This is a genomic window from Streptomyces sp. NPDC050439, from assembly GCF_040655335.1.
Lineage (GTDB): Bacteria > Actinomycetota > Actinomycetes > Streptomycetales > Streptomycetaceae > Streptomyces.
The window spans coordinates 308,851-327,432 of the sequence record NZ_JBFAJT010000007.1 but is presented as its reverse complement, the minus strand read 5'-3'; the positions used below and the strand labels follow the sequence as shown (position 1 = coordinate 327,432).

Annotated in this window: 20 protein-coding genes; 9 read left to right on the top strand and 11 right to left on the bottom strand. The window is 71.2% G+C overall.

From position 1 onward, the window contains the following. Positions 1-71 precede the first annotated feature (71 nt). Positions 72-1,037, top strand: coding sequence for a bile acid:sodium symporter family protein (locus AB0I66_RS29290; RefSeq protein WP_363210942.1), 966 nt, complete (start codon positions 72-74; stop codon positions 1,035-1,037). A 77-nt stretch (positions 1,038-1,114) separates the two neighbouring features. Here the strand turns inward: AB0I66_RS29290 and AB0I66_RS29285 are convergent, their stop codons facing one another. Genes AB0I66_RS29285 through argC form a run of 5 tightly spaced genes read right to left on the bottom strand, consistent with a single transcriptional unit; the run spans position 1,115 to position 6,008 of the window. Further along, positions 1,115-1,669 (bottom strand): arginine repressor, encoded by a 555-nt coding sequence (locus tag AB0I66_RS29285; RefSeq protein ID WP_363210941.1) that lies wholly within the window; start codon positions 1,667-1,669, stop codon positions 1,115-1,117. A 7-nt stretch (positions 1,670-1,676) separates the two neighbouring features. Further along, positions 1,677-2,885 (bottom strand): acetylornithine transaminase, encoded by a 1,209-nt coding sequence (locus AB0I66_RS29280; protein ID WP_363210940.1) that lies wholly within the window; start codon positions 2,883-2,885, stop codon positions 1,677-1,679. Further along, positions 2,882-3,832 carry an acetylglutamate kinase gene (argB, locus tag AB0I66_RS29275; RefSeq protein WP_363210939.1) on the bottom strand — a complete coding sequence of 317 codons (951 nt, stop codon included), beginning with the start codon at positions 3,830-3,832 and terminating at the stop codon, positions 2,882-2,884. Before argB ends, AB0I66_RS29280 begins: the two co-directional genes overlap by 4 nt. After that, positions 3,829-4,983 carry a bifunctional glutamate N-acetyltransferase/amino-acid acetyltransferase ArgJ gene (argJ, locus tag AB0I66_RS29270; protein WP_363210938.1) on the bottom strand — a complete coding sequence of 385 codons (1,155 nt, stop codon included), beginning with the start codon at positions 4,981-4,983 and terminating at the stop codon, positions 3,829-3,831. Before argJ ends, argB begins: the two co-directional genes overlap by 4 nt. Then, positions 4,980-6,008 (bottom strand): N-acetyl-gamma-glutamyl-phosphate reductase, encoded by a 1,029-nt coding sequence (argC, locus tag AB0I66_RS29265; protein WP_363210937.1) that lies wholly within the window; start codon positions 6,006-6,008, stop codon positions 4,980-4,982. Before argC ends, argJ begins: the two co-directional genes overlap by 4 nt. A 144-nt stretch (positions 6,009-6,152) precedes the next feature. On the opposite strand from argC, the gene AB0I66_RS29260 reads away from it, so the two are divergent. The 4 genes from AB0I66_RS29260 to AB0I66_RS29245 all read left to right on the top strand — a co-directional run bounded on the left by AB0I66_RS29260 (position 6,153) and on the right by AB0I66_RS29245 (position 9,274). Beyond that, positions 6,153-6,986: a MerR family transcriptional regulator gene (locus AB0I66_RS29260; protein ID WP_363210936.1), complete on the top strand. Its 834-nt coding sequence runs from the start codon at positions 6,153-6,155 to the stop codon at positions 6,984-6,986. A 128-nt stretch (positions 6,987-7,114) separates the two neighbouring features. Next, positions 7,115-7,588 (top strand): VOC family protein, encoded by a 474-nt coding sequence (locus AB0I66_RS29255; protein ID WP_363210935.1) that lies wholly within the window; start codon positions 7,115-7,117, stop codon positions 7,586-7,588. A gap of 122 nt (positions 7,589-7,710) precedes the next feature. Further along, positions 7,711-8,697, top strand: a complete 987-nt coding sequence (locus AB0I66_RS29250) for an aldo/keto reductase (protein ID WP_363210934.1) — start codon at positions 7,711-7,713, stop codon at positions 8,695-8,697. A 46-nt stretch (positions 8,698-8,743) separates the two neighbouring features. Further along, positions 8,744-9,274, top strand: a complete 531-nt coding sequence (locus AB0I66_RS29245; protein WP_363210933.1) for a DUF6314 family protein — start codon at positions 8,744-8,746, stop codon at positions 9,272-9,274. On the opposite strand, the gene AB0I66_RS29240 is transcribed toward AB0I66_RS29245, so the two are convergent. Continuing rightward, positions 9,189-9,848, bottom strand: a complete 660-nt coding sequence (locus AB0I66_RS29240; RefSeq protein WP_363210932.1) for a deaminase — start codon at positions 9,846-9,848, stop codon at positions 9,189-9,191. The two genes, AB0I66_RS29245 and AB0I66_RS29240, sit on opposite strands and share 86 nt — an antisense overlap. A 31-nt stretch (positions 9,849-9,879) precedes the next feature. Further along, a complete protein-coding gene (locus tag AB0I66_RS29235) occupies positions 9,880-11,331 on the bottom strand; it encodes a PLP-dependent aminotransferase family protein (protein WP_363210931.1) in 1,452 nt (483 codons plus the stop codon). On the opposite strand from AB0I66_RS29235, the gene AB0I66_RS29230 reads away from it, so the two are divergent. Both AB0I66_RS29230 and AB0I66_RS29225 read left to right on the top strand, forming a co-directional pair. Beyond that, a complete protein-coding gene (locus AB0I66_RS29230) occupies positions 11,330-12,274 on the top strand; it encodes a DMT family transporter (protein ID WP_363210930.1) in 945 nt (314 codons plus the stop codon). The genes AB0I66_RS29235 and AB0I66_RS29230 overlap by 2 nt on opposite strands. A 101-nt stretch (positions 12,275-12,375) precedes the next feature. Next, positions 12,376-12,570 (top strand): DUF1918 domain-containing protein, encoded by a 195-nt coding sequence (locus AB0I66_RS29225; protein ID WP_363210929.1) that lies wholly within the window; start codon positions 12,376-12,378, stop codon positions 12,568-12,570. Positions 12,571-12,595: 25 nt separating this feature from the next. Here AB0I66_RS29225 and AB0I66_RS29220 read toward each other — a convergent pair whose 3' ends face one another. Further along, the gene (locus tag AB0I66_RS29220) at positions 12,596-13,828 is read right to left on the bottom strand and encodes a family 10 glycosylhydrolase (protein ID WP_363210928.1); all 1,233 of its coding nucleotides are present in this window, start codon (positions 13,826-13,828) and stop codon (positions 12,596-12,598) included. Between the two features lie 179 nt (positions 13,829-14,007). Between AB0I66_RS29220 and AB0I66_RS29215 the strand changes: the two genes are divergently transcribed. Next, positions 14,008-14,868 (top strand): 3-hydroxybutyryl-CoA dehydrogenase, encoded by an 861-nt coding sequence (locus AB0I66_RS29215; RefSeq protein WP_363210927.1) that lies wholly within the window; start codon positions 14,008-14,010, stop codon positions 14,866-14,868. Positions 14,869-15,067: 199 nt separating this feature from the next. Next, positions 15,068-15,325 (top strand): hypothetical protein, encoded by a 258-nt coding sequence (locus AB0I66_RS29210; RefSeq protein WP_363210926.1) that lies wholly within the window; start codon positions 15,068-15,070, stop codon positions 15,323-15,325. Here the strand turns inward: AB0I66_RS29210 and AB0I66_RS29205 are convergent. The 3 genes from AB0I66_RS29205 to AB0I66_RS29195 form a co-directional block, all read right to left on the bottom strand. Continuing rightward, a complete protein-coding gene (locus tag AB0I66_RS29205; protein ID WP_363210925.1) occupies positions 15,322-15,864 on the bottom strand; it encodes an NUDIX hydrolase in 543 nt (180 codons plus the stop codon). The two genes, AB0I66_RS29210 and AB0I66_RS29205, sit on opposite strands and share 4 nt — an antisense overlap. Before the next feature lie 76 nt (positions 15,865-15,940). Next, on the bottom strand, positions 15,941-17,290 hold the full coding sequence (locus tag AB0I66_RS29200; RefSeq protein WP_363210924.1) for a transcriptional regulator: 1,350 nt from the start codon (positions 17,288-17,290) through the stop codon (positions 15,941-15,943). Between the two features lie 266 nt (positions 17,291-17,556). Beyond that, entirely contained in the window at positions 17,557-18,564 is a 1,008-nt protein-coding gene (locus AB0I66_RS29195; protein ID WP_363211151.1) for a PP2C family protein-serine/threonine phosphatase, read from the bottom strand. Between the last annotated feature and the right edge of the window lie 18 nt (positions 18,565-18,582).

The following is an 18,582-nucleotide window of genomic DNA, read 5'->3' as shown; positions in this document are numbered from 1 at the left end:
CCAGCTCCGTGTAGCGACCACATATCGAGACGGGTTTGCGTCCGTGCCGCGCGGCGGCGTTGCATCGCCGGGTGCAAACCGAACAGACGATCCCCAGTTCAACGGAGAGCGGCGACAGGGCGGCCCGCCTCGCCGTCACGGTCTTCCCCGTCCTTGTGCTCGCCGCGGGCGCGCTCGGCCTGCTGACGCCGGACACCTTCAAGGGCTGGGGCACGAACGTCCCGTACCTCCTGGGGCTCGTGATGTTCTGCATGGGGCTCACCATGACCCCGCTCGACTTCCAGGGTGTCGTCAAGCGGCCCTGGGCCGTCGCGCTCGGCCTGGTCGCGCACTACGTGATCATGCCGGGGCTCGGCTGGCTGATCGCCCACGCGCTCGGGCTCTCGCCGCAACTGGCGGCCGGCGTGATCCTCGTGGGCTGCGCGCCGAGCGGGACCGCGTCCAACGTGGTGACCTACCTGGCGCGCGGCGATGTGGCCCTGTCCGTCTCGGTGGCCACCGTCTCGACCGTGCTCGCGCCGCTCATCACGCCGCCGCTGACGCTGCTCCTGGCGGGCGAGTACCTGCCCGTGGACGCGGGATCGATGGTCACCGACATCCTCAAGACCGTGCTGCTTCCGGTCCTCGCCGGTCTCGTCGTGCGCCTGCTGTTCGGCCGCTACATCGGGCGGGTGCTCAGCGCCCTGCCGTGGCTGTCCGCGCTGACGATCGCCGTCATCGTGGCCGTGGTGGTGGCGGGCAGCGCGGCAGCCATCAAGTCCGCCGCCCTGCTCGTGTTCGTCGCCGTCGTCCTGCACAACGGCCTCGGCCTCGCGCTCGGCTACGGCGCGGGCAAGCTGGCCCGCCTCGGTCCGCCCGCGTCGCGGGCCATGGCCTTCGAGGTCGGCATGCAGAACTCGGGGCTCGCGGCATCGCTCGCCACCGCCCACTTCAGCCCGCTCGCCGCACTGCCCGCCGCCGTGTTCTCCGTGTGGCACAACGTCTCGGGGGCGCTGGTCGCTGCCTGGATGTCACATCGGGCACGGCGGACGGGCTGAACAGTCTCAGCCCGTCCGGCGATTGAGGACGAACTCGGCGAAGCCGGTGACAGGCGGTGGCCGAGGCCAGGGGCCCGTCAGTGCTCGTTGGACGCCAGCCGCAGCAGGTGATCCGCCAGCGCCTGGCCCCCCGTGGCCTCCCGGCTGATCAGCATCAGGGTGTCGTCGCCCGCGATCGTTCCCAGGATGTCGTGCAGTTCCGCCTGGTCGATCGCCGAGGCGAGGAACTGGGCCGCGCCCGGCGGCGTGCGCAGCACCACCAGGTTGGCCGAGGCCTCCGCGGAGATCAAGAGCTCCGAGGAGAGGCGGCGCATCCGCTCCTCCTTGGCGGACTCCCCCAGCGGCGCGCGCGGCGTGCGGAAGCCGCCCTCGCTCGGCACCGCGTAGATGAGGTCGCCCTCGGCGTTGCGGATCTTCACGGCGTTCAGCTCGTCCAGGTCCCGCGAGAGCGTCGCCTGAGTGACCGTGAGGCCGTCGTCGGCGAGCAGCTTCGCCAGCTGGCTCTGGGAGCGCACCGGCTGCCGGTTGAGGATGTCCACGATCCGGCGGTGGCGTGCGGTGCGGGTCTGCGGCACGGCGGGCCCGGCGTGATCCGGGTGTTCCGCGTGCTCGTTGCCTTGCGCCTGGCTCATCGTCGTCTCATTCTCCGGATCGTCCGTCCCCGTCGGCCGCGGTGGCCTGGTCAAGCACGCCTGGCAGAGCTCCGATGAGCGCGTCCACCTCGTCGTCGCGCACGTTCAGCGGCGGCATCAGCCGTACGACATCAGGGGCGGGCGCGTTCACCAGGAAGCCGGCGTCCTGAGCCGCCTGCTGCACCTGGGGCGCGAGCGGCTCGGTGAGCACGATACCCAGCAGCAGGCCCGCGCCCCGGACATGGCCCACGAGCGGGTGTCCGAGTGACTCGATTCCGTCGCGCAGCTTCTCGCTCGCCCGCTTCACGTTCTCCAGGAGTCCGTCGGCCTCGATCGTGTCAAGTACTGCGAGTCCCGCGGCGCACGCCACGGGGTTCCCGCCGAACGTCGTCCCGTGGTGACCGGGCTTGAGGAGCTCGGCCGCCGCGCCGAACGCGACCGTCGCGCCGAGCGGCAGGCCGCCGCCGAGACCCTTCGCGAGCGTGACGATGTCGGGTTGCACGCCCTCGTGCGCGAGGTACTCGAACCAGTGGCCGGTACGGCCGATTCCGGTCTGCACCTCGTCGAGGACGAGGAGGGTTCCGGTGGCCTTGGTGATGTCGCGGGCGGCCTTGAGGTAGCCCGCGGGCGGCACGACCACGCCGTTCTCGCCCTGGATGGGCTCGATGACGACGAGGGCCGTCTCTTCGGTCACCGCTGCCCGCAGGGCCTCGGCATCGCCGTACGGGACATGGGTGACGTCGCCGGGCAGCGGCAGGAACGGCTCCTGCTTGCCGGGCTGGCCGGTGAGCGCGAGCGCCCCCATGGTCCGGCCGTGGAAGCCGCCGTCCGTGGCGACCATGTGCGGACGCCCGGTCAGGCGGCCGATCTTGAAGGCGCCTTCGTTGGCCTCGGCACCGGAGTTGCAGAAGTACACCCGGCCCTCGCGCCCGAAGAGCTGGAGCAGCCGCTCGGCCAGGGCGACCGGCGGCTCGGCGACGAAGAGGTTCGAGACGTGCCCGAGGGACGCGATCTGGGTGCTGACCGCCTCGACGACCGCCGGGTGGGCGTGGCCGAGCGCGTTGACCGCGATGCCGCCGACGAAGTCGACGTACTCCTTGCCGTCGGCGTCCCAGAGCTTGGTTCCCGCGCCGCGGACGAGGGGCAGCCTGGGGGTGCCGTAGTTGTCCATCAGCGCGTCCTGCCAGCGCTTGGTCAGCTCCTCGTTGCCGGTCATGCCGCTTCCCCCTCTGTCGCGTCGTCGGATACGCCGGGCTTGTCGGGCACGACCATCGTGCCGATGCCCTCGTCGGTGAAGATCTCGAGCAGGATCGAGTGCTGGACCCGGCCGTCGATCACGCGGGCCGTCTCGACGCCGTTGCGCACGGCGTGCAGGCAGCCCTCCATCTTCGGGACCATGCCGCTGGCCAGCTCGGGCAGGAGCTTCTCCAGCTCCATGGCCGTGAGGCGGCTGATCACCTCGTCGCTGTGGGGCCAATCCTCGTAGAGTCCCTCGACGTCCGTGAGGACCATCAGGGTTTCGGCGTCCAGCGCAGCCGCAAGTGCCGCAGCCGCCGTATCAGCATTGACGTTGTAGACATGTCCGTCGTCCTGGGAGCGGGCGATCGAGGAGACGACCGGGATACGGCCGTCCGCGAGCAGCGCCTCGATGGCGCCGGTGTCGATCTCGGTGATCTCGCCGACGCGGCCGATGTCGACCAACTCGCCCTCGATACGGGGCTGATGCTTGGTGGCGGTGATGGTGTGCGCGTCCTCGCCGGTGAGGCCGACGGCGAGCGGGCCGTGCTGGTTGAGCAGCCCGACGAGCTCACGCTGCACCTGTCCGGCGAGCACCATGCGTACGACGTCCATGGCGTCCTCGGTGGTGACGCGCAGGCCCGCCTTGAACTCGCTGACGATGCCGTGCCGGTCGAGGGCCTTGCTGATCTGCGGGCCGCCGCCGTGCACGACGACGGGCCTGAGGCCCGCGTGGTGCAGGAAGACGACATCCTGCGCGAAGGCGGCCTTCAGCTCCTCGTCGACCATGGCGTTGCCGCCGAACTTGATGACGACGGTCTTGCCGCGGTGCCGGGTCAGCCAGGGCAGCGCCTCGATGAGGATCTGCGCCTTGGGGAGCGCGGTGTGCTTCCGCGCGGTCGGATTGCCGCTCGTGTCGCCGCTCATGAGGAGTACGCGCTGTTCTCGTGGACGTAGTCGGCGGTGAGGTCGTTGGCCCAGATCACGACCGGCTCGGCGGTGCCTGCCGCCAGGTCGGCGGTGATCTTGACCTCGCGGTAGCGCATGTCGACCAGCCCGCGGTCCTCGCCCACGCTGCCGTTCTTGCAGACCCATACGCCGTTGATGGCGACGTTCAGCTGGTCGGGCTCGAAGGCGGCCTTCGTCGTGCCGATGGCGGAGAGCACGCGGCCCCAGTTGGGGTCCTCGCCGTGGATGGCGCACTTGAGGAGGTTGTTGCGGGCGATGGAGCGGCCCACCTCGACGGCGTCGTCCTCACTCGCCGCGTTGATGACCTCGATCCGGATGTCCTTGCTCGCGCCCTCGGCGTCGCCGATGAGCTGACGGGCGAGGTCGTCGCAGACGGCACGGACGGCCTCGGCGAACTCGGCGTAGGCCGGGGTGACTTGAGAAGCCCCGGAGGCCAGCAGCAGCACCGTGTCGTTCGTCGACATGCAGCCGTCGGAGTCGACCCGGTCGAAGGTGACCTTCGTGGCGTCCCGCAGGGCCTTGTCCAGGACGTCGGCCTCCAGGTCGGCGTCCGTGGTCAGGACGACGAGCATCGTGGCGAGCCCGGGGGCGAGCATGCCCGCGCCCTTCGCCATGCCGCCGACCGCCCAGCCCTCGCCCTCGGCCACGGCCGTCTTGTGCACGCTGTCGGTGGTCTTGATGGCGATGGCGGCCTTCTCGCCGCCGTGCGCGGAGAGTTCACCGGCGGCGGTCTCGACGCCCGGCAGGAGCTTGTCCATGGGGAGCGTGACGCCGATGAGCCCGGTCGACGCGACGGCGACCTCGCCCGCGTTCAGTTCGAGGGTCTCGGCGACCTTCTCGGCGGTGGCGTGCGTGTCCTGGAAGCCCTGCGGGCCCGTACAGGCGTTGGCGCCGCCGGAGTTGAGGACGACGGCCGACACGAGTCCGCCCTTGACGACCTGCTCCGACCAGAGGACGGGGGCGGCCTTGACGCGGTTGGAGGTGAAGACGCCCGCGGCGGCCAGACGGGGCCCGGTGTTGACCACGAGGGCCAGGTCCGGGTTGCCGTTCTCCTTGATCCCGGCGGCGATGCCCGCCGCCGTGAATCCCTTAGCTGCCGTCACACTCACGGCGCGACTCCGATCGTAGAGAGCCCGGTGGCCTCGTCGAGGCCGAGGGCGATGTTCATGCTCTGCAGGGCGCCGCCCGCGGTGCCCTTGGTGAGGTTGTCGATGGCGCTGATCACGATGACGCGTCCCGCTGCCTCGTCGTAGGCGACCTGGATCTGTACGGCGTTCGAGCCGTACACGGCGGCGGTCGCGGGCCACTGCCCCTCGGGGAGCAGCCGGACGAAGGGCTCGTCGGCGAAGGCCTTCTCGTACGCGGTCCGCACGCTCTCGGCGGTGACGCCCTCCTTCGCCTTCGCGCTGCACGTGGCGAGGATGCCGCGGGGCATCGGGGCCAGGGTGGGCGTGAAGGAGACGGTGACGGGGGTGCCCGCGGCGGCGGAGAGGTTCTGGATCATCTCGGGGGTGTGCCGGTGGACTCCGCCGACGCCGTACGGCGACATGGAGCCCATGACCTCGGAGCCGAGCAGATGCGGCTTGGCGGCCTTGCCCGCGCCCGAGGTCCCGGACGCGGCGACGATCACCGCTTCGGCCTCGGCGAGTCCGGCGGCGTACGCGGGGAAGAGTGCGAGCGAGACGGCGGTGGGGTAGCAGCCGGGGACCGCGATGCGCTTGGACCCCTCCAGGGCCGCGCGGGCGCCGGGCAACTCGGGCAGGCCGTAGGGCCAGGTGCCTGCGTGCTCGCTGCCGTAGAACTTCTCCCAGTCGGCCGCGTCCGTCAGCCGGAAGTCGGCGCCCATGTCGACGACGAGGACGTCCGGGCCGAGCTGCTCGGCGACGGCAGCGGACTGGCCGTGGGGCAGGGCGAGGAAGACGACATCGTGACCGGCGAGCACCTCGGCGGTGGTCGGCTCCAGGACACGGTCGGCGAGCGGCATCAGGTGCGGCTGGAGCGCACCCAGCCGCTGGCCCGCGTTCGAGTTGCCGGTGAGGGCGCCGATCTCCACCTCGGGGTGGACGAGCAGCAGACGCAGCAATTCACCGCCCGCGTACCCACTCGCTCCTGCCACTGCTGCGCGTACCGCCATGGAACCCTCCTCTTGGATGGCATGACTATACGCACGGCCGCACTTTTATGCAACGAAGGTGTCGCAGGCGCTGTGCTGCGAGACCTTGCACCTGCCGTGGCGTCATGTGTTGTCGTGAAGGGAGCACTGCACGAAAGGCCCCTCATGGACTTCCCCCTCAGCACGCCCCGGCAGGTCAAGATCGGTGATGCCGCCGCGTTCGCCGGAACCACGCCGAGAGCCATCCGGCACTACCACGCCATCGGTCTGCTGCCGGAGCCCGGGCGGGGCGGGGACGGGAAACGCCGCTACGGCCACGACGACATGATCCGCCTGCTGTGGATCCGCAGGATGACGGAGGCCGGCATCAGCCTGGACGACATCCGGACCTCCTTCGACGGCACCCGGACCATCGACGAGACCCTGGAGCGGCTGGAAGAGACCCTGGCCGCCCAGGAAGCCGCCCTCCGGCGCCGGCGTGCGACCGTGCGCCAGCTTCGGGAAGCGGGCAGCCCGCTGGGCCTTCTCTCCCCTCTGGTCACCGACCGGCTCCGGGGTCTGTCCTCGGACGCCCTGCGCCAGTCCGACCTGGACAGCCTGCTGGTGTCGGAACGGATCTTCGGCCCGCTGGGTGCCGCTCTCCAGGCCAGTGTGTGCATCGTGCTGGCGGCCGACCCCGAGCTACGGGCCGAGGCCGACCGCCTCGACGATGCCGAGGAGGCGCTGGACGACACCGTCGATCCTCACGACCCGCGCGTCGAGGAGATCGCCGTCCGGCGATGCGCCTTCCAGAAGGCCCTGGAGCAGGCCATCGAGGCTGCCGGGCTCGAAGAGGCCGAGGAAGAGCTCTTCGAGCTGTACGACGCCGACCTGAAGGGCGAGGAGAACGCGTCGATGAGCGCCTTCGAGGCAATCGGCAAGATGCCGTACGACTTCTCGCCCGCCCGGCTGCGCTGCATGGAGCGCGCCATCGAGCTGAGCGCCCCTCCAGCTCACTGACACAGCCACCGCCGGCGGCACAGCTTTTTGCGCGCGGGCGCGCGGGTGGCGATGAGTTCTTGCGCGCGTGAGGGTCAGTACAGACAGACACATGCCGTGCCGCTCCACGCCGACGACAGGAGAGAGTCATGCCCCGCATCACGCCCACCCTCTGGTTCGACACGCAGGGCGAGGACGCCGCCAGGTTCTACGTGTCGGTCTTCCCGAACTCGAAGATCACGAACGTCGCCCACTACGGCGACGCCGGGCCGCGGCCGGCCGGGACGGTGATGACCGTCGACTTCGAGCTCGACGGCCTGCCGTACCTGGTGCTCAACGGCGGCCCCCAGTTCACCTTCAACGAGGCGATCTCCTTCACGATCGAGTGCGCCGACCAGGAAGAGGTCGACCACTACTGGACGAAGCTCTCCGAGGGCGGCGAGGAAGGCCCCTGCGGCTGGCTCAAGGACAAGTTCGGTCTCTCCTGGCAGGTCGTCCCCGCCGCCCTGGGCGAGCTCATCTCCGACACCGACAAGGCACGGGCGCAGCGCGCCATGGCCGCGATGCTCGGCATGAAGAAGATCGACGTGGCGGCGCTGTACGCGGCGGCGGACCAGAAGTGACCGTCTCACCGCTCGTGCGACTCAACGCCCTTACAAAGGGTTTGACTTGGAGCTGACTCCAGCTCCTAGGGTCGGAGCCGTCCGCCCGACACGGGCACACGGCTCCACCTGGAGGTAACGGCATGACCAGCATTCCCACCCGCCGTCTCGGTGCACTGACCGTCTCGGCGCAGGGGCTCGGCTGCATGGGGATGAGCCACGCGTACGGCGCCTCGGACGACGCGCAGTCGATCGCGACGCTGCACCGCGCCCTCGACCTCGGCGTCACCCTGCTCGACACGTCCGACTTCTACGGCGAGGGGCACAACGAAGAACTGATCGGCCGCGCGCTGGCCGGCCGCCGCGAGCAGGCCGTCCTCGCCACGAAGTTCGGCTTCGCCAACCGCCTCGGCGAGCCGACACGGATCAGGGGCGACGCGGCCTACGTACGACAGGCGTGCGACGCCTCGCTGCGGCGGCTCGGGACCGATCACATCGACCTGTACTACCTGCACCGCGTCGACCAGGACGTGCCCATCGAGGAGACCGTCGGCGCGATGGCCGAGCTCGTCGAGGCCGGGAAGGTACGTCACCTCGGGCTCTCCGAGGCGAGCGCGCAGACGATCCGGCGGGCGCACGCGGTGCATCCGATCGCCGCGCTGCAGAGCGAGTGGTCGCTGTGGACGCGGGACCTGGAGGCGGAGATCGCGCCGGTCTGCCGTGAACTCGGCGTCGGCATCGTGCCGTTCTCGCCGCTCGGCCGCGGTTTCCTGACCGGGCGCTACACCTCGGTCGCCGGTCTTGAGGAAGGGGACATGCGGCGCGCCCAGCCGCGGTTCGCCGACGGGAACCTGGAGCGCAACCTGCCCATCGTCGCCGCCCTCAACACGCTGGCGGAGGAGAAGGGGGTCACCGCGGGCCAGCTGGCCCTCGCGTGGGTCCAGCACCGCGGCGACGACGTGGTGCCGATCCCGGGGACGCGCCGGGAGAAGTACCTCACGGAGAACCTGGGCGCGCTCGCCGTCGAGCTCTCCGCCGAGGAGCTCGCGGCCATCGACGCGGCGGCGCCGGCGAGTGCGGTCGCCGGGACGCGGTACGACGAGAACAGTCTCGGCTTCGTCGACAAGTAGACATCCCGGGAGCGGGGCGGGGGCGACGGCCGCGTAGCCTGCGGGCATGCCCCTTCCGGATGAAGCAGCCACGCACGACGGCACGCGACACGGCGTGCCGGACGTGCTGGCGTACCTGGCCGGGACCTGGCAGGTGGAGCGGACGGCGCGGGATCTGGCGGGCAACGCGGAGGGGCACTTCTCGGGCACGACGGTGTTCACTCCGGCCAACGACGGCGGCCTCCTGCATCACGAGTCCGGCACGTTCACCTGGCGCGGCACTCCCCGCCCCGCCGAGCGCACCCTCCGCTTCGTGCCGGGCGACGACCCGGCCACCGCGCACGTCCTGTTCGCCGACGGCCGGCCCTTCCACGACCTGGACCTGCGCACCGGCAGACACACCGCCGACCACCCGTGCGGACTCGACCTCTACCGCGGCGAGTTCGAGGCCTACGACGACCGCCACTGGCGCATGCGGTGGCGGGTCGCGGGCCCCACCAAGGACTTGATCCTCACGACGGCTTACACGCGATGCGGCCCCACAGCACCGCGCACAGCTCCGCGACATCCTCCGTATCCGGAAAGTCCGGGCAGGTAGCGATCCGTACGGCTTCCGGGGCGATTCCCGCGTTGCCCCGCACGGTGGGATGCCCGGCGCCGCGCTGCTGCACGATGCCGCGCAGGAACAGGACATGGGCGCACGTCTCCCAGGCGGAATCCCCCAGGGCTTCCGCCGACGACGACGGTTGCCCGGTGGCCAGTGCCCACGGGTCCCGCGCGACGTACCGCACCGTCCCGACCCCCGTGAAGGCGGCCGCCGCCGCGCACATCGCGCACGGCTCGTGGCTGCTCCACAGGACGTGCCCACCCAGTTCCCGTTCCGTGCGCACGCCTGCCAGCGCGTTCATCTCCGCATGCGCGAGGGGCGTCCCCTGGAGGACGTCGTCCCCGCCCGGAGGGTCGTACGCCCGGTTGCGCCCCTCGGCGACGATCACCCCCGCCTCGTCGGTGAGCACGGCGCCGACCGCGAGCCCGCCGCCCCGCAGCGAGCGGTGGGCGAGTTCGAGGCAGCGCCGTGCCGCCGGGGCGAGCCGCCGCCAGGCAGCGCCGAACTCCTCGGGCGGGGCCTCCTCAGGCCACGGGCGGTCATCCAGGGGGACGGGAACAGACATGCGGTGATCGTGGAGGGCCCGGCCGCGCAGGTCAAGGCTTCACCACGCTCCCCCACACCTCGTCGCACGCCCCCCGCAGCCTGCGCACCCCCTCGGCGATCTCTCCGACCCCGGCGACCGCGGCGAAGCTCATTCTCAGGTGTGCCGCCGGGGGTTCGGCCGCGAAGTACGGGCGGCCGGGGGCCACCGCGACGCCCGCGCGCAGTGCCGCTCCCGCCAGGGCCGCCTCGTCCGTGCCGTCGGGCAGCCGCAGCCACAGGAGGTAGCCGCCCGCGGGGATGTGCGGCAGGGCGAGTTCGGGCAGGTGGAGGCGCAGGGCGGCGGCCATCGTGTCCCTGCGGTCCTTCAACTCGGCGGCCACGTTGCGCAGATGGCGCGGCCAGGCCGGGGAACCGACCAGTTCGAGCGCCGCCTCCTGAAGCGGTCTCGGCACGAAGAAGTGGTCGACGACCTGGATCGCGCGCAGCCGTTCGAGGACCGGCCCGCGCGCGGCGAGCGCGCTCACCCGGAAGCTCGGCGACGTGGCCTTGGTGAGCGAGCAGACGTGCACGACGACCCCGTCGGGGTCGTCGGACTGCAGGGGCCTCGGCAGCGGCCCCGCATCCTCGTGGACGAGACGGCGCACGAAGTCGTCCTCGATGACGAAGGCCCCGGCCTCACGCGCGATCCGCAGCACCTGCGGGCGACGCTCGGCCGAGAGCACCGCCCCCGTCGGATTCTGGAACAGCGGCTGGCAGACGAACACCCGCGCCCCCGTGGCCCGGAACGCCGCGGCGAGCAGGTCGGGGCGTACGCCGTCGATGTCCACCGGGACCGGTACCGGCCGCAGCCCCGCCGCGCGGGCGATGGCCAGCATGCCGGGGTACGTCGGCGACTCCACCAGGACGGGTGCGCCCGGCGGGGCGAGCGCCCGCAGTGCCGTGGTGAGCCCGCTCTGGCCGCCCGCGGTGATCAGCACCTCGGCAGCCGTGATCGCGCCGCCGATCCCCCGCGCGAACCACTCCCGCAGCTCGGGCAGGCCGTCGATCGGCGGCCTCCCCCACGCGCCGGGCCGCCGCCCGGCCCGGGCGAGGGCCGCCGCCATCGCGCGCTCGGGCTGCAGCGAGGGATGCAGATAGCCGCCGTTGAACTCGATGACACCGTGCGAGGGCGCCGCGAGCGTGACCAGGACCCCGGAGGCGTCCACCGCGCGCGGCACCAGCTCCGTCGCCGCGTCGGCGCTCAGCGACACCTCCTGCCAGGAGGTGTCGCCCGCCGGCGCCGCGGCGGCCTGCGGTTCGGCGCGGAAGACTCCGGCGCCGGGCCGGGTGACGACCAGGCCCTCGGCGGCCAGTTGCCCCAGGGCCCGCGACACGGTCACCGGGCTCACCCTGAACCGCTCGACCAGCGCCCGGCTCGACGGCAGCTTTCCACCTGGAGAGTAGCGGTCCAACTCGTCCCGCAACCGTTTGGCCAACTCAGCGACACTGCTACTCTCGTGCATGACAGCACAGGATAGCGCTACTCGCCCGACCGGGATAGCGGTCACCACCACCGCAGCCACAGTCGCGGAGCCCCCGCAGAACGGCTCCCGCCGCAGCGGCACCGTCATGGCCGCGCTCGGCGTCACCGCCTTCTCGCTCACCTTCCCCGCCACCGCCTGGGGCCTCGAAGGCATCGGCCCCTGGTCGTTCGTGGCCCTGCGCTGCGCCCTGAGCGCGGTCATCGCGGGCGGCGCCCTGCTCGCCCTGCGCATCCCGCTGCCCGCCCGCCGCCACTGGGCCGGGCTCGCGGTCGTGGCCGCCGGAGTCGTCGTCGGCTTCCCGCTGCTCACCACACTCGCCCTGCAGACCTCCACCACCGCCCACGCGGCGGTCGTCGTCGGCCTGCTCCCGCTGACCACCGCCGTGCTCTCGGCGCTGCGCACCGGGGCCCGTCCCTCGCGGACGTTCTGGGCCGCGGCCCTCGCGGGCGCGGCGGCGGTGATCGCGTTCACGGTCCAGCAGAGCGGCGGCGCCCTGTCGACGGCCGACCTCTACCTCTTCGCCTCGCTCCTCATCTGCGCGGCCGGCTACACCGAGGGCGGCCGCCTCGCCCGGGAGATGCCGGGCTGGCAGGTCATCGGCTGGGCGCTGGTCGGGTGCCTGCCGCTCGCCGTGATCGGCGCCGCCGTCGCCCTCCAGCACGAGCCTTTCCAGCTCACCGGGCACAGCACCGCGGGCCTGCTCTATGCCGCCATCGGCTCGCAGTTCCTCGGCCTGGTCGTCTGGTACCGGGGCATGGCCGCGATCGGCGTGCCCAAGGCCAGCCAGCTCCAGCTGGCGCAGCCACTGCTCACGCTGGTCTGGTCGGTGTTCCTGCTCGGCGAGCACCTCACCCCGGCCGCACCCCTGACCGCCGCGGCCGTCCTCGTGTGCATCGCGGTGACCCAACGGGCGCGCGGTTAGGCCCTTCTGCCGCCGACGGCCGGGGCTCAAGGTCCCGCCACCGGACGTAGACTTGCGGCCACGGAAAGCAACCGCAGGGTGGGACGAGGAGGTCGCTCCAGATGCGTGCAACCGTAGGCGACGAGCTGGTGCTGCACGGCAGGACCGTCGGGCAGCACGACCGGATCGCACAGGTCGTCGAGGTGCTCGGCGCGGACGGCGGCCCGCCGTATCGCGTCCGCTTCGACGACGGCCACGAGACGCTGCTGTCACCGGGCCCCGACACCGTCGTACGGCACCAGGACCCGGCCTCATAACGTCCGGGGACGGACCCGACCGGCGTCAGCGGGGTGGCTTGGCCGGCTTTTGGTAGTGGTCGGCCACCACGCGCGCCATCGCACCGATCTTGTCCACGCCCACTTCCTTCGCCGAGAAGTACACATGGCCGCGGGCCTGCGGGAACCCCTTGGCGTAGGTGAGGTGGCGGGACAGCTCGGCGGGGTCCTGCCAGGCGGCGGGCTGCGCGGGGTCGCCCGCCTTGTAGAGGGCCTCCCCCACGTACAGGCGCACGCCCGTGCCCTCGACGACATCGGCCCACCAGGGCAGCAGCTTGCCGTAGTCCGCCACGGTGAAGCCGATGTTCCAGTACAGCTGCGGGCAGATGTAGTCGAGCCAGCCCTTCTTGACCCAGCCACGGGTGTCGGCGTGCAGGTTGTCGTAGGTCTGCACACCGGCCTGGGTGTCCGAACCGAGCGGATCGGTCGAGGCGTTGCGCCAGACACCGAACGGGCTGATCCCGAACTGCGCGTGCTTGCGCACCTTCTTCACGCGCGTCGCCATCTCCCGCACCAGGCGGTCGATGTTGTCGCGCCGCCAGGCGGCCCGGTCCGGGAAACCGCCGCCGTAGCGCGCGAAGGCGTCGTCGTCGTCGAAGACCTGCCCGGCGACCGGGTACGGGTAGAAGTAGTCGTCCCAGTGCACCGCGTCGATGGCGTAGTGGCGCAGGGCGTCGAGCATCGCGTCCTGGACGAAACGGCGCACCTCGGGCAGGCCGGGGTTGTAGTAGAGCTTCCCGCCGTACGGCACGACCCAGTCGGGGTGCAGTCGCGCCGGGTGCGTCGGGACGAGCCGCGAGGGGTCCGTGTGGTTGGCGATGCGGAAGGGGTTGAACCACGCGTGCAGTTCAAGGCCCCTGCGGTGCGCCTCGGCCACGGCGGTGCCCAGCGGGTCCCAGCCGGGATGCTTGCCCTGCACGCCGGTGAGGCACTCCGCCCATGGTTCGTACGGCGAGGGCCACAAGGCGTCGGCGGTGGGCCGCACTTGGAAGATCACGGCGTTCAGCCGACGCCGTACGGCCGTGTCGAGGTGTCCGATCAGTTCGGCGCGCTGCTCGGCCACCGTGAGTCCGGGCTTCGAGGGCCAGTCGCGGTTGGCGACGGTCGCCAGCCACATGCCCCGCAGCTCGCGGCGCGAGGGGGCCTTCCCGGGCACCGCGGCCGCGTCCCCCGCGGCTGTGAGCCCCGCCACCATCGCGGCTGCCGCAATCGTGAAACCTCGGCGTGACATACGCCTCATCCGCTCGCCCCCTGGCCTGCATATCCGCCGGAACCGCTGCTTGTACGGGACAGCATGCCCGACCCGGCACGTCATGCACCGGAGGTTCGGCGGTAACGTTCACCGCTGGGGCAGACACCGCAACCGTACGGGGGACTGCCCGCCCGTTGATCAGCGAAAGGCACGAGGTGACCGACTCTATGCCCGACATCGCACGCGTCGGAGTAGTGGGCTGTGGCCAGATGGGCGCCGGGATCGCGGAGGTCTGCGCCCGCTCCGGACTGGATGTGATGGTCGCGGAGACCACCGGCGAGGCCCTGGAGATCGGCCGCACCCGGCTCTACAACTCTCTCTCCAAGGCCGCCGAACGCGGCAAGATCTCGGAGGAGGAGCGGGACGAGACGCTCGCCCGGCTCAGCTTCACGACCGACCTCGGGGAGTTCTCCGACCGCGACCTCGTCATCGAGGCGGTCGTCGAGAACGAGGCCGTCAAGACCGAGATCTTCCAGGTGCTCGACCAGGTGGTGACCCGGCAGGACGCGATCCTCGCCTCCAACACCTCGTCCATCCCGCTGGTCAAGCTGGCCGTCGCGACGTCCCGTCCCGACGCGGTCATCGGCATCCACTTCTTCAACCCGGCACCGGTGCAGCAGCTCGTCGAGCTGATCCCCGCGCTCACGACGTCCGAGGGGACGATCAGCCGCGCGCAGTCCATGGTCGAGAAGGTGCTCGGCAAGCACGCGATCCGCGCCCAGGACCGCTCGGGCTTCGTGGTCAACGCCCTGCTCATCCCGTATCTGCTCTCCGCGATCCGGATGTTCGAGTCGGGCATCGCGAGCCGCGAGGACATCGACAACGGCATGGAGATGGGCTGCGCCCACCCGATGGGCCCGCTCAAGCTCGCCGACCTGATCGGCCTCGACACCGTCGCCTCGGTCGCGGACAGCATGTACGCCGAGTACAAGGAGCCGCTGTACGCCGCTCCCCCGCTGCTCCAGCGGATGGTGGACGCGGGCCGGCTCGGCCGCAAGTCCGGTTCGGGCTTCTACCCGTACGGCTGACGCGGCTCACACCTGCATCCGGCACTTCGCACCGCAAGCGGGCCCGGCACTCGATCGAGTGCCGGGCCCGCGGCGTTCACACACCGTGTGCGCCATGGGCTCGCATATGCCCTTCGCACACTCTCCCGCCCCGGCCACCAGGCGAGTTGACTTTCTGTGCGTAGCAGGGGGATCGACAGCTACAGAGAGGAGCGGACCAGTGACCGCCGACCCCGAGCATCGCGTGGTCCCGCACGAACTCGCCGAGTTACGCCGCAGCTTGGACGTGGGCCTGACCCGCGTCGACGGAGAGCTGGCGTTGCTCACCCAACACGACGAACAAAGCGTCAAGAACCAGGATGAATTGACCGTAAGGATCACCGCACTCGAGCACACACGATGGCCGCTGCCCGCCCTGCTCGCCCTGACGGCGGTCGGTGCGCTCGCCGTGGCGATCTGGCAGGCCATCGGCCGTTAGTGCGCGTCCTGGCCCAGACGCAGGTGGTGCAGGAGGAGTAGTGCCGCCGCCATGTTGGCGGCGGGTACTTCTCCGCGGGCCACCATGTCAGGGACGAGTTTGAGTGGGACCCATTCACGGCGGTCGGACTCGAAGTCGTCCTCGGGATGACCGATGTAGGTGCACTCGTCGGACCAGTAGATGTGGTGCCTTGCATCGGTGAGCCCATTGGACGGCTCGACACTCAGCAGGTGTCGTAACGGGCCCGGCCGCCAGCCGGTCTCCTCCTCCATTTCCCGGGCGGCCGCGTACGCGAGATCCTCCCCGTCCTCGACGACTCCGGCCGCGAGTTCCCAGCCCCAGCTGTCGGTGATGAAGCGGTGCCGCCAGAGCAGCAGCACCTCGTTGGCCTCATTGACGACGGTGGCCACGGCGACGGGCCGCAGCCGTATCAGGAAGTGATCGAGGTGCCGGCCGTCGGGCAGCTCCACATCTGCCAGATTGACCGTGAACCATCGATTTTCATACACAGTTTGTTCGCTTTGTTTCGTCCACTGCACGGTTCTGCCACCTTCCGCCGAGTAGATGGCAATATCGCAGCAGGAGGGGGTTCAGAGCAGTGGTGCGCCCTTCAGGTCACAGCGGCACGCGCAGCGCCCCGTCGATGAGTTCGGCTGCCTCGGCCGTGCCCGCGCAGTCACTGCGCACCAGATGTTCCCGCACGGCCCGCAGCCGGTCGCGCAGCCGTTGGGACTCCATCCCCCGTGCCTGTTCGGCCATTTCCACCGCCGTGGCCACGGCCTCGTCGGTGTTCCCCTGGCGCAGCTCGATCTGGCTGAGCATGGCGAGTCGATGGACCCGGCCCCTGTCATGTGCCGGAGTGTCCACCGCCGCGGCAGCATGCTCGTACGCCCCCGAGAGGTCGCCGAGGCTGAGCAGCGCCTCCGCCACTTGTACGTTGACGAGTCCGGGCTGGACATAGCCGGTTTCGTCCGGCTCACGTCCACGCCGGATGCGATCCGCCGCGACCTCCGCACGCCGGATGCACGACAGCGCGCTGCTGCCATCGCCCAGGTGTGCGTACGACTTGGCCTGCATGGCGTAGAGATCGGAGGCCAGGGCCGGGGTCAGCTCGCGCCCCGCGGCGCGCAGCGCGGCCTCCGCGAAGGCCACCGCCTGGCGGTACTCGCGCATGAACAGCGACTGGTTGACGAGCAGCGCGATGACATACGCGCCAAGACCTCTGTCCCCACTGGCCTTCGCCAGCCGCAGGGCCTGGTGGAAATAGCGCTGGGCCAGGCCGTGCGCGTCCGAGTCGTAGGCGCAGATCCCCGCGATGGCCACCAACCCGCCGGTGGATCTGTGCAGTTGGCGTCCCGTCTCGTCCGTGTAGCTGCCGCGCAGCAGCGGCGCGGCCTCGGCGTTGAGGAAGCCGACGATGCGGGTGCGGGTCGCGATGCCGCCTGTCTTGCGGTACATCTGCTCGTAGTGGGCGCGGGCCGCGCGCATCATGTCGATGTCGGCCGTGCTCACCGGATGCCTGCCGCCCCGCGAGACGTCCACGTCCTCAGGCGGATTCTCCCACTCCCAGACCGGCATCACCGCGGGGGTTCCCGTGACCGCGGGGGCGCCGAGGAGGTGCGGGCGCTGCTGTTCGTCCGAGCGCCACAAAGCCGTGGCCCGCTCCACGAACCCGGAGAGCGTCGAGGCCATGGAGTGGTGCCCGACGGCCGGCAGGCCCGGCACGCCGAGGCCGATGTCGTCGAGGGTGACGGTGCGCTGGAGTCGCCCCGCCAGTACCTCGCAGATCAGGTCGGGCACCTGGCCTCGCGGGCGCTGACCCTTCAACCACCGTGACACAGCGGTGTGTTCGTACCGCAGGGCGAGGCCTCGCCTCTTCCCCGCCTGATTGACGTGGGCAGCCAGGCCCGCGTGGGAGATTCCCGCCTCGTCGAGGATCGCGTCGAGCAGGGTATTGGGCTGCATGGAGGCCCTCCGGTGACTCGGTGTGGCCAGCGTAGTAGAGGTGACTTCACACGGGGTGTGAACGGAACGCCCGGATCCGGGGGGTGTGCGCTCTGCCGTCGCCACTCCCGTCACGCTTGACTGAGGTTCCTCACAAGGAGGCCGGCCGGGCCGTCGGCTCCCCCTCGAAAAGTACGGCGGCCCACACCGGCGCCGCCCGCCCCGCCGTCTGCCCGACACCTACAGGCGGGCCGGGCGGCGCAAGGCCGGCGGAGGTTGACGGTGCGTCATGTCATGGTGCTTTGCCGACGCACCGTCTCCCCCTGCTGTACCGGCACCCGGCGACGGTCGTTCCGCAGGACCAGGAGCGCCGCGTCGTCGGCGGGCAACCGCCCCGCGTGGCGCGCGAGTTGGGCGTACACCGTGCGGATCACCGACTGGGGCGCGACCGGCGGGACCCGCACCGCTTCGGTGAGCGCCGCCTGGAGCGGGAAGAACCGTCCGGCCGCGTCCCGCGCGTCCTCCATGCCGTCCGTGTGCAGGGCGAGCGCCTCCCCGGGAAGGAGCGGCCCGCAGTGCAGCAGGGGCAGGTCGGCGGGGAGCGGGAAGGGTCCGAGCGGCGGCAACGGATCTCCGTCGGCGACCGGCTCGGCGTGCCCACTCAGGCGGTACGGCCAGGGGTGACCGCAGTTGAGCGCGGTCAGCTCGCCCTCCGGGCCGATCTCCATCAGCAGTACGGTGACGAACTCCTCGGCCGACGGACTCTCCGGCGCGGGAGCACCGTTCGCCGGGTGCTCGGCCCGTGAGCGCTCCCGCAGGTGCCGCCCCAGGGAGCGCTCCAACTTCCTTAACACGTGCGCCAGTTCAGCCTCCTCGTGGGCCGCCTCGCGGAAGCTGCCGAGCACCGCGGCGGCCGTGCCGACGGCGGTCAGGCCGTGCCCGCGCACATCTCCCATGACCACCCGGACGCCGTGATCGGTGGCCATCACCTCGTACAGATCCCCGCCGACGGAGGCGCCGCGTGACGCGGAGACCCGCCCGGCCGCGACCGTGAGGCCCTCGACGCGCGGCGGCAGCGGGCGGAGCAGGACGTTCTGTGCGGCGCCCGCGACCTCCCGGAGCTGACGCAGCTCCCGCACCAGTGCGCCGCGGACCTGCAATATCAGACCGGTGCCGACCGCGAAGAAGACCGCGCTGGTGACGATCCGGGCCCCCAGGCCGTTCTGCTGGGCGAGCGGACAGAGGAGTTTGTACGTGATGGCGGCCGCGCCCCACACCGTGGGAAGACCGAGCATGAGGACGCGCCGGACGCG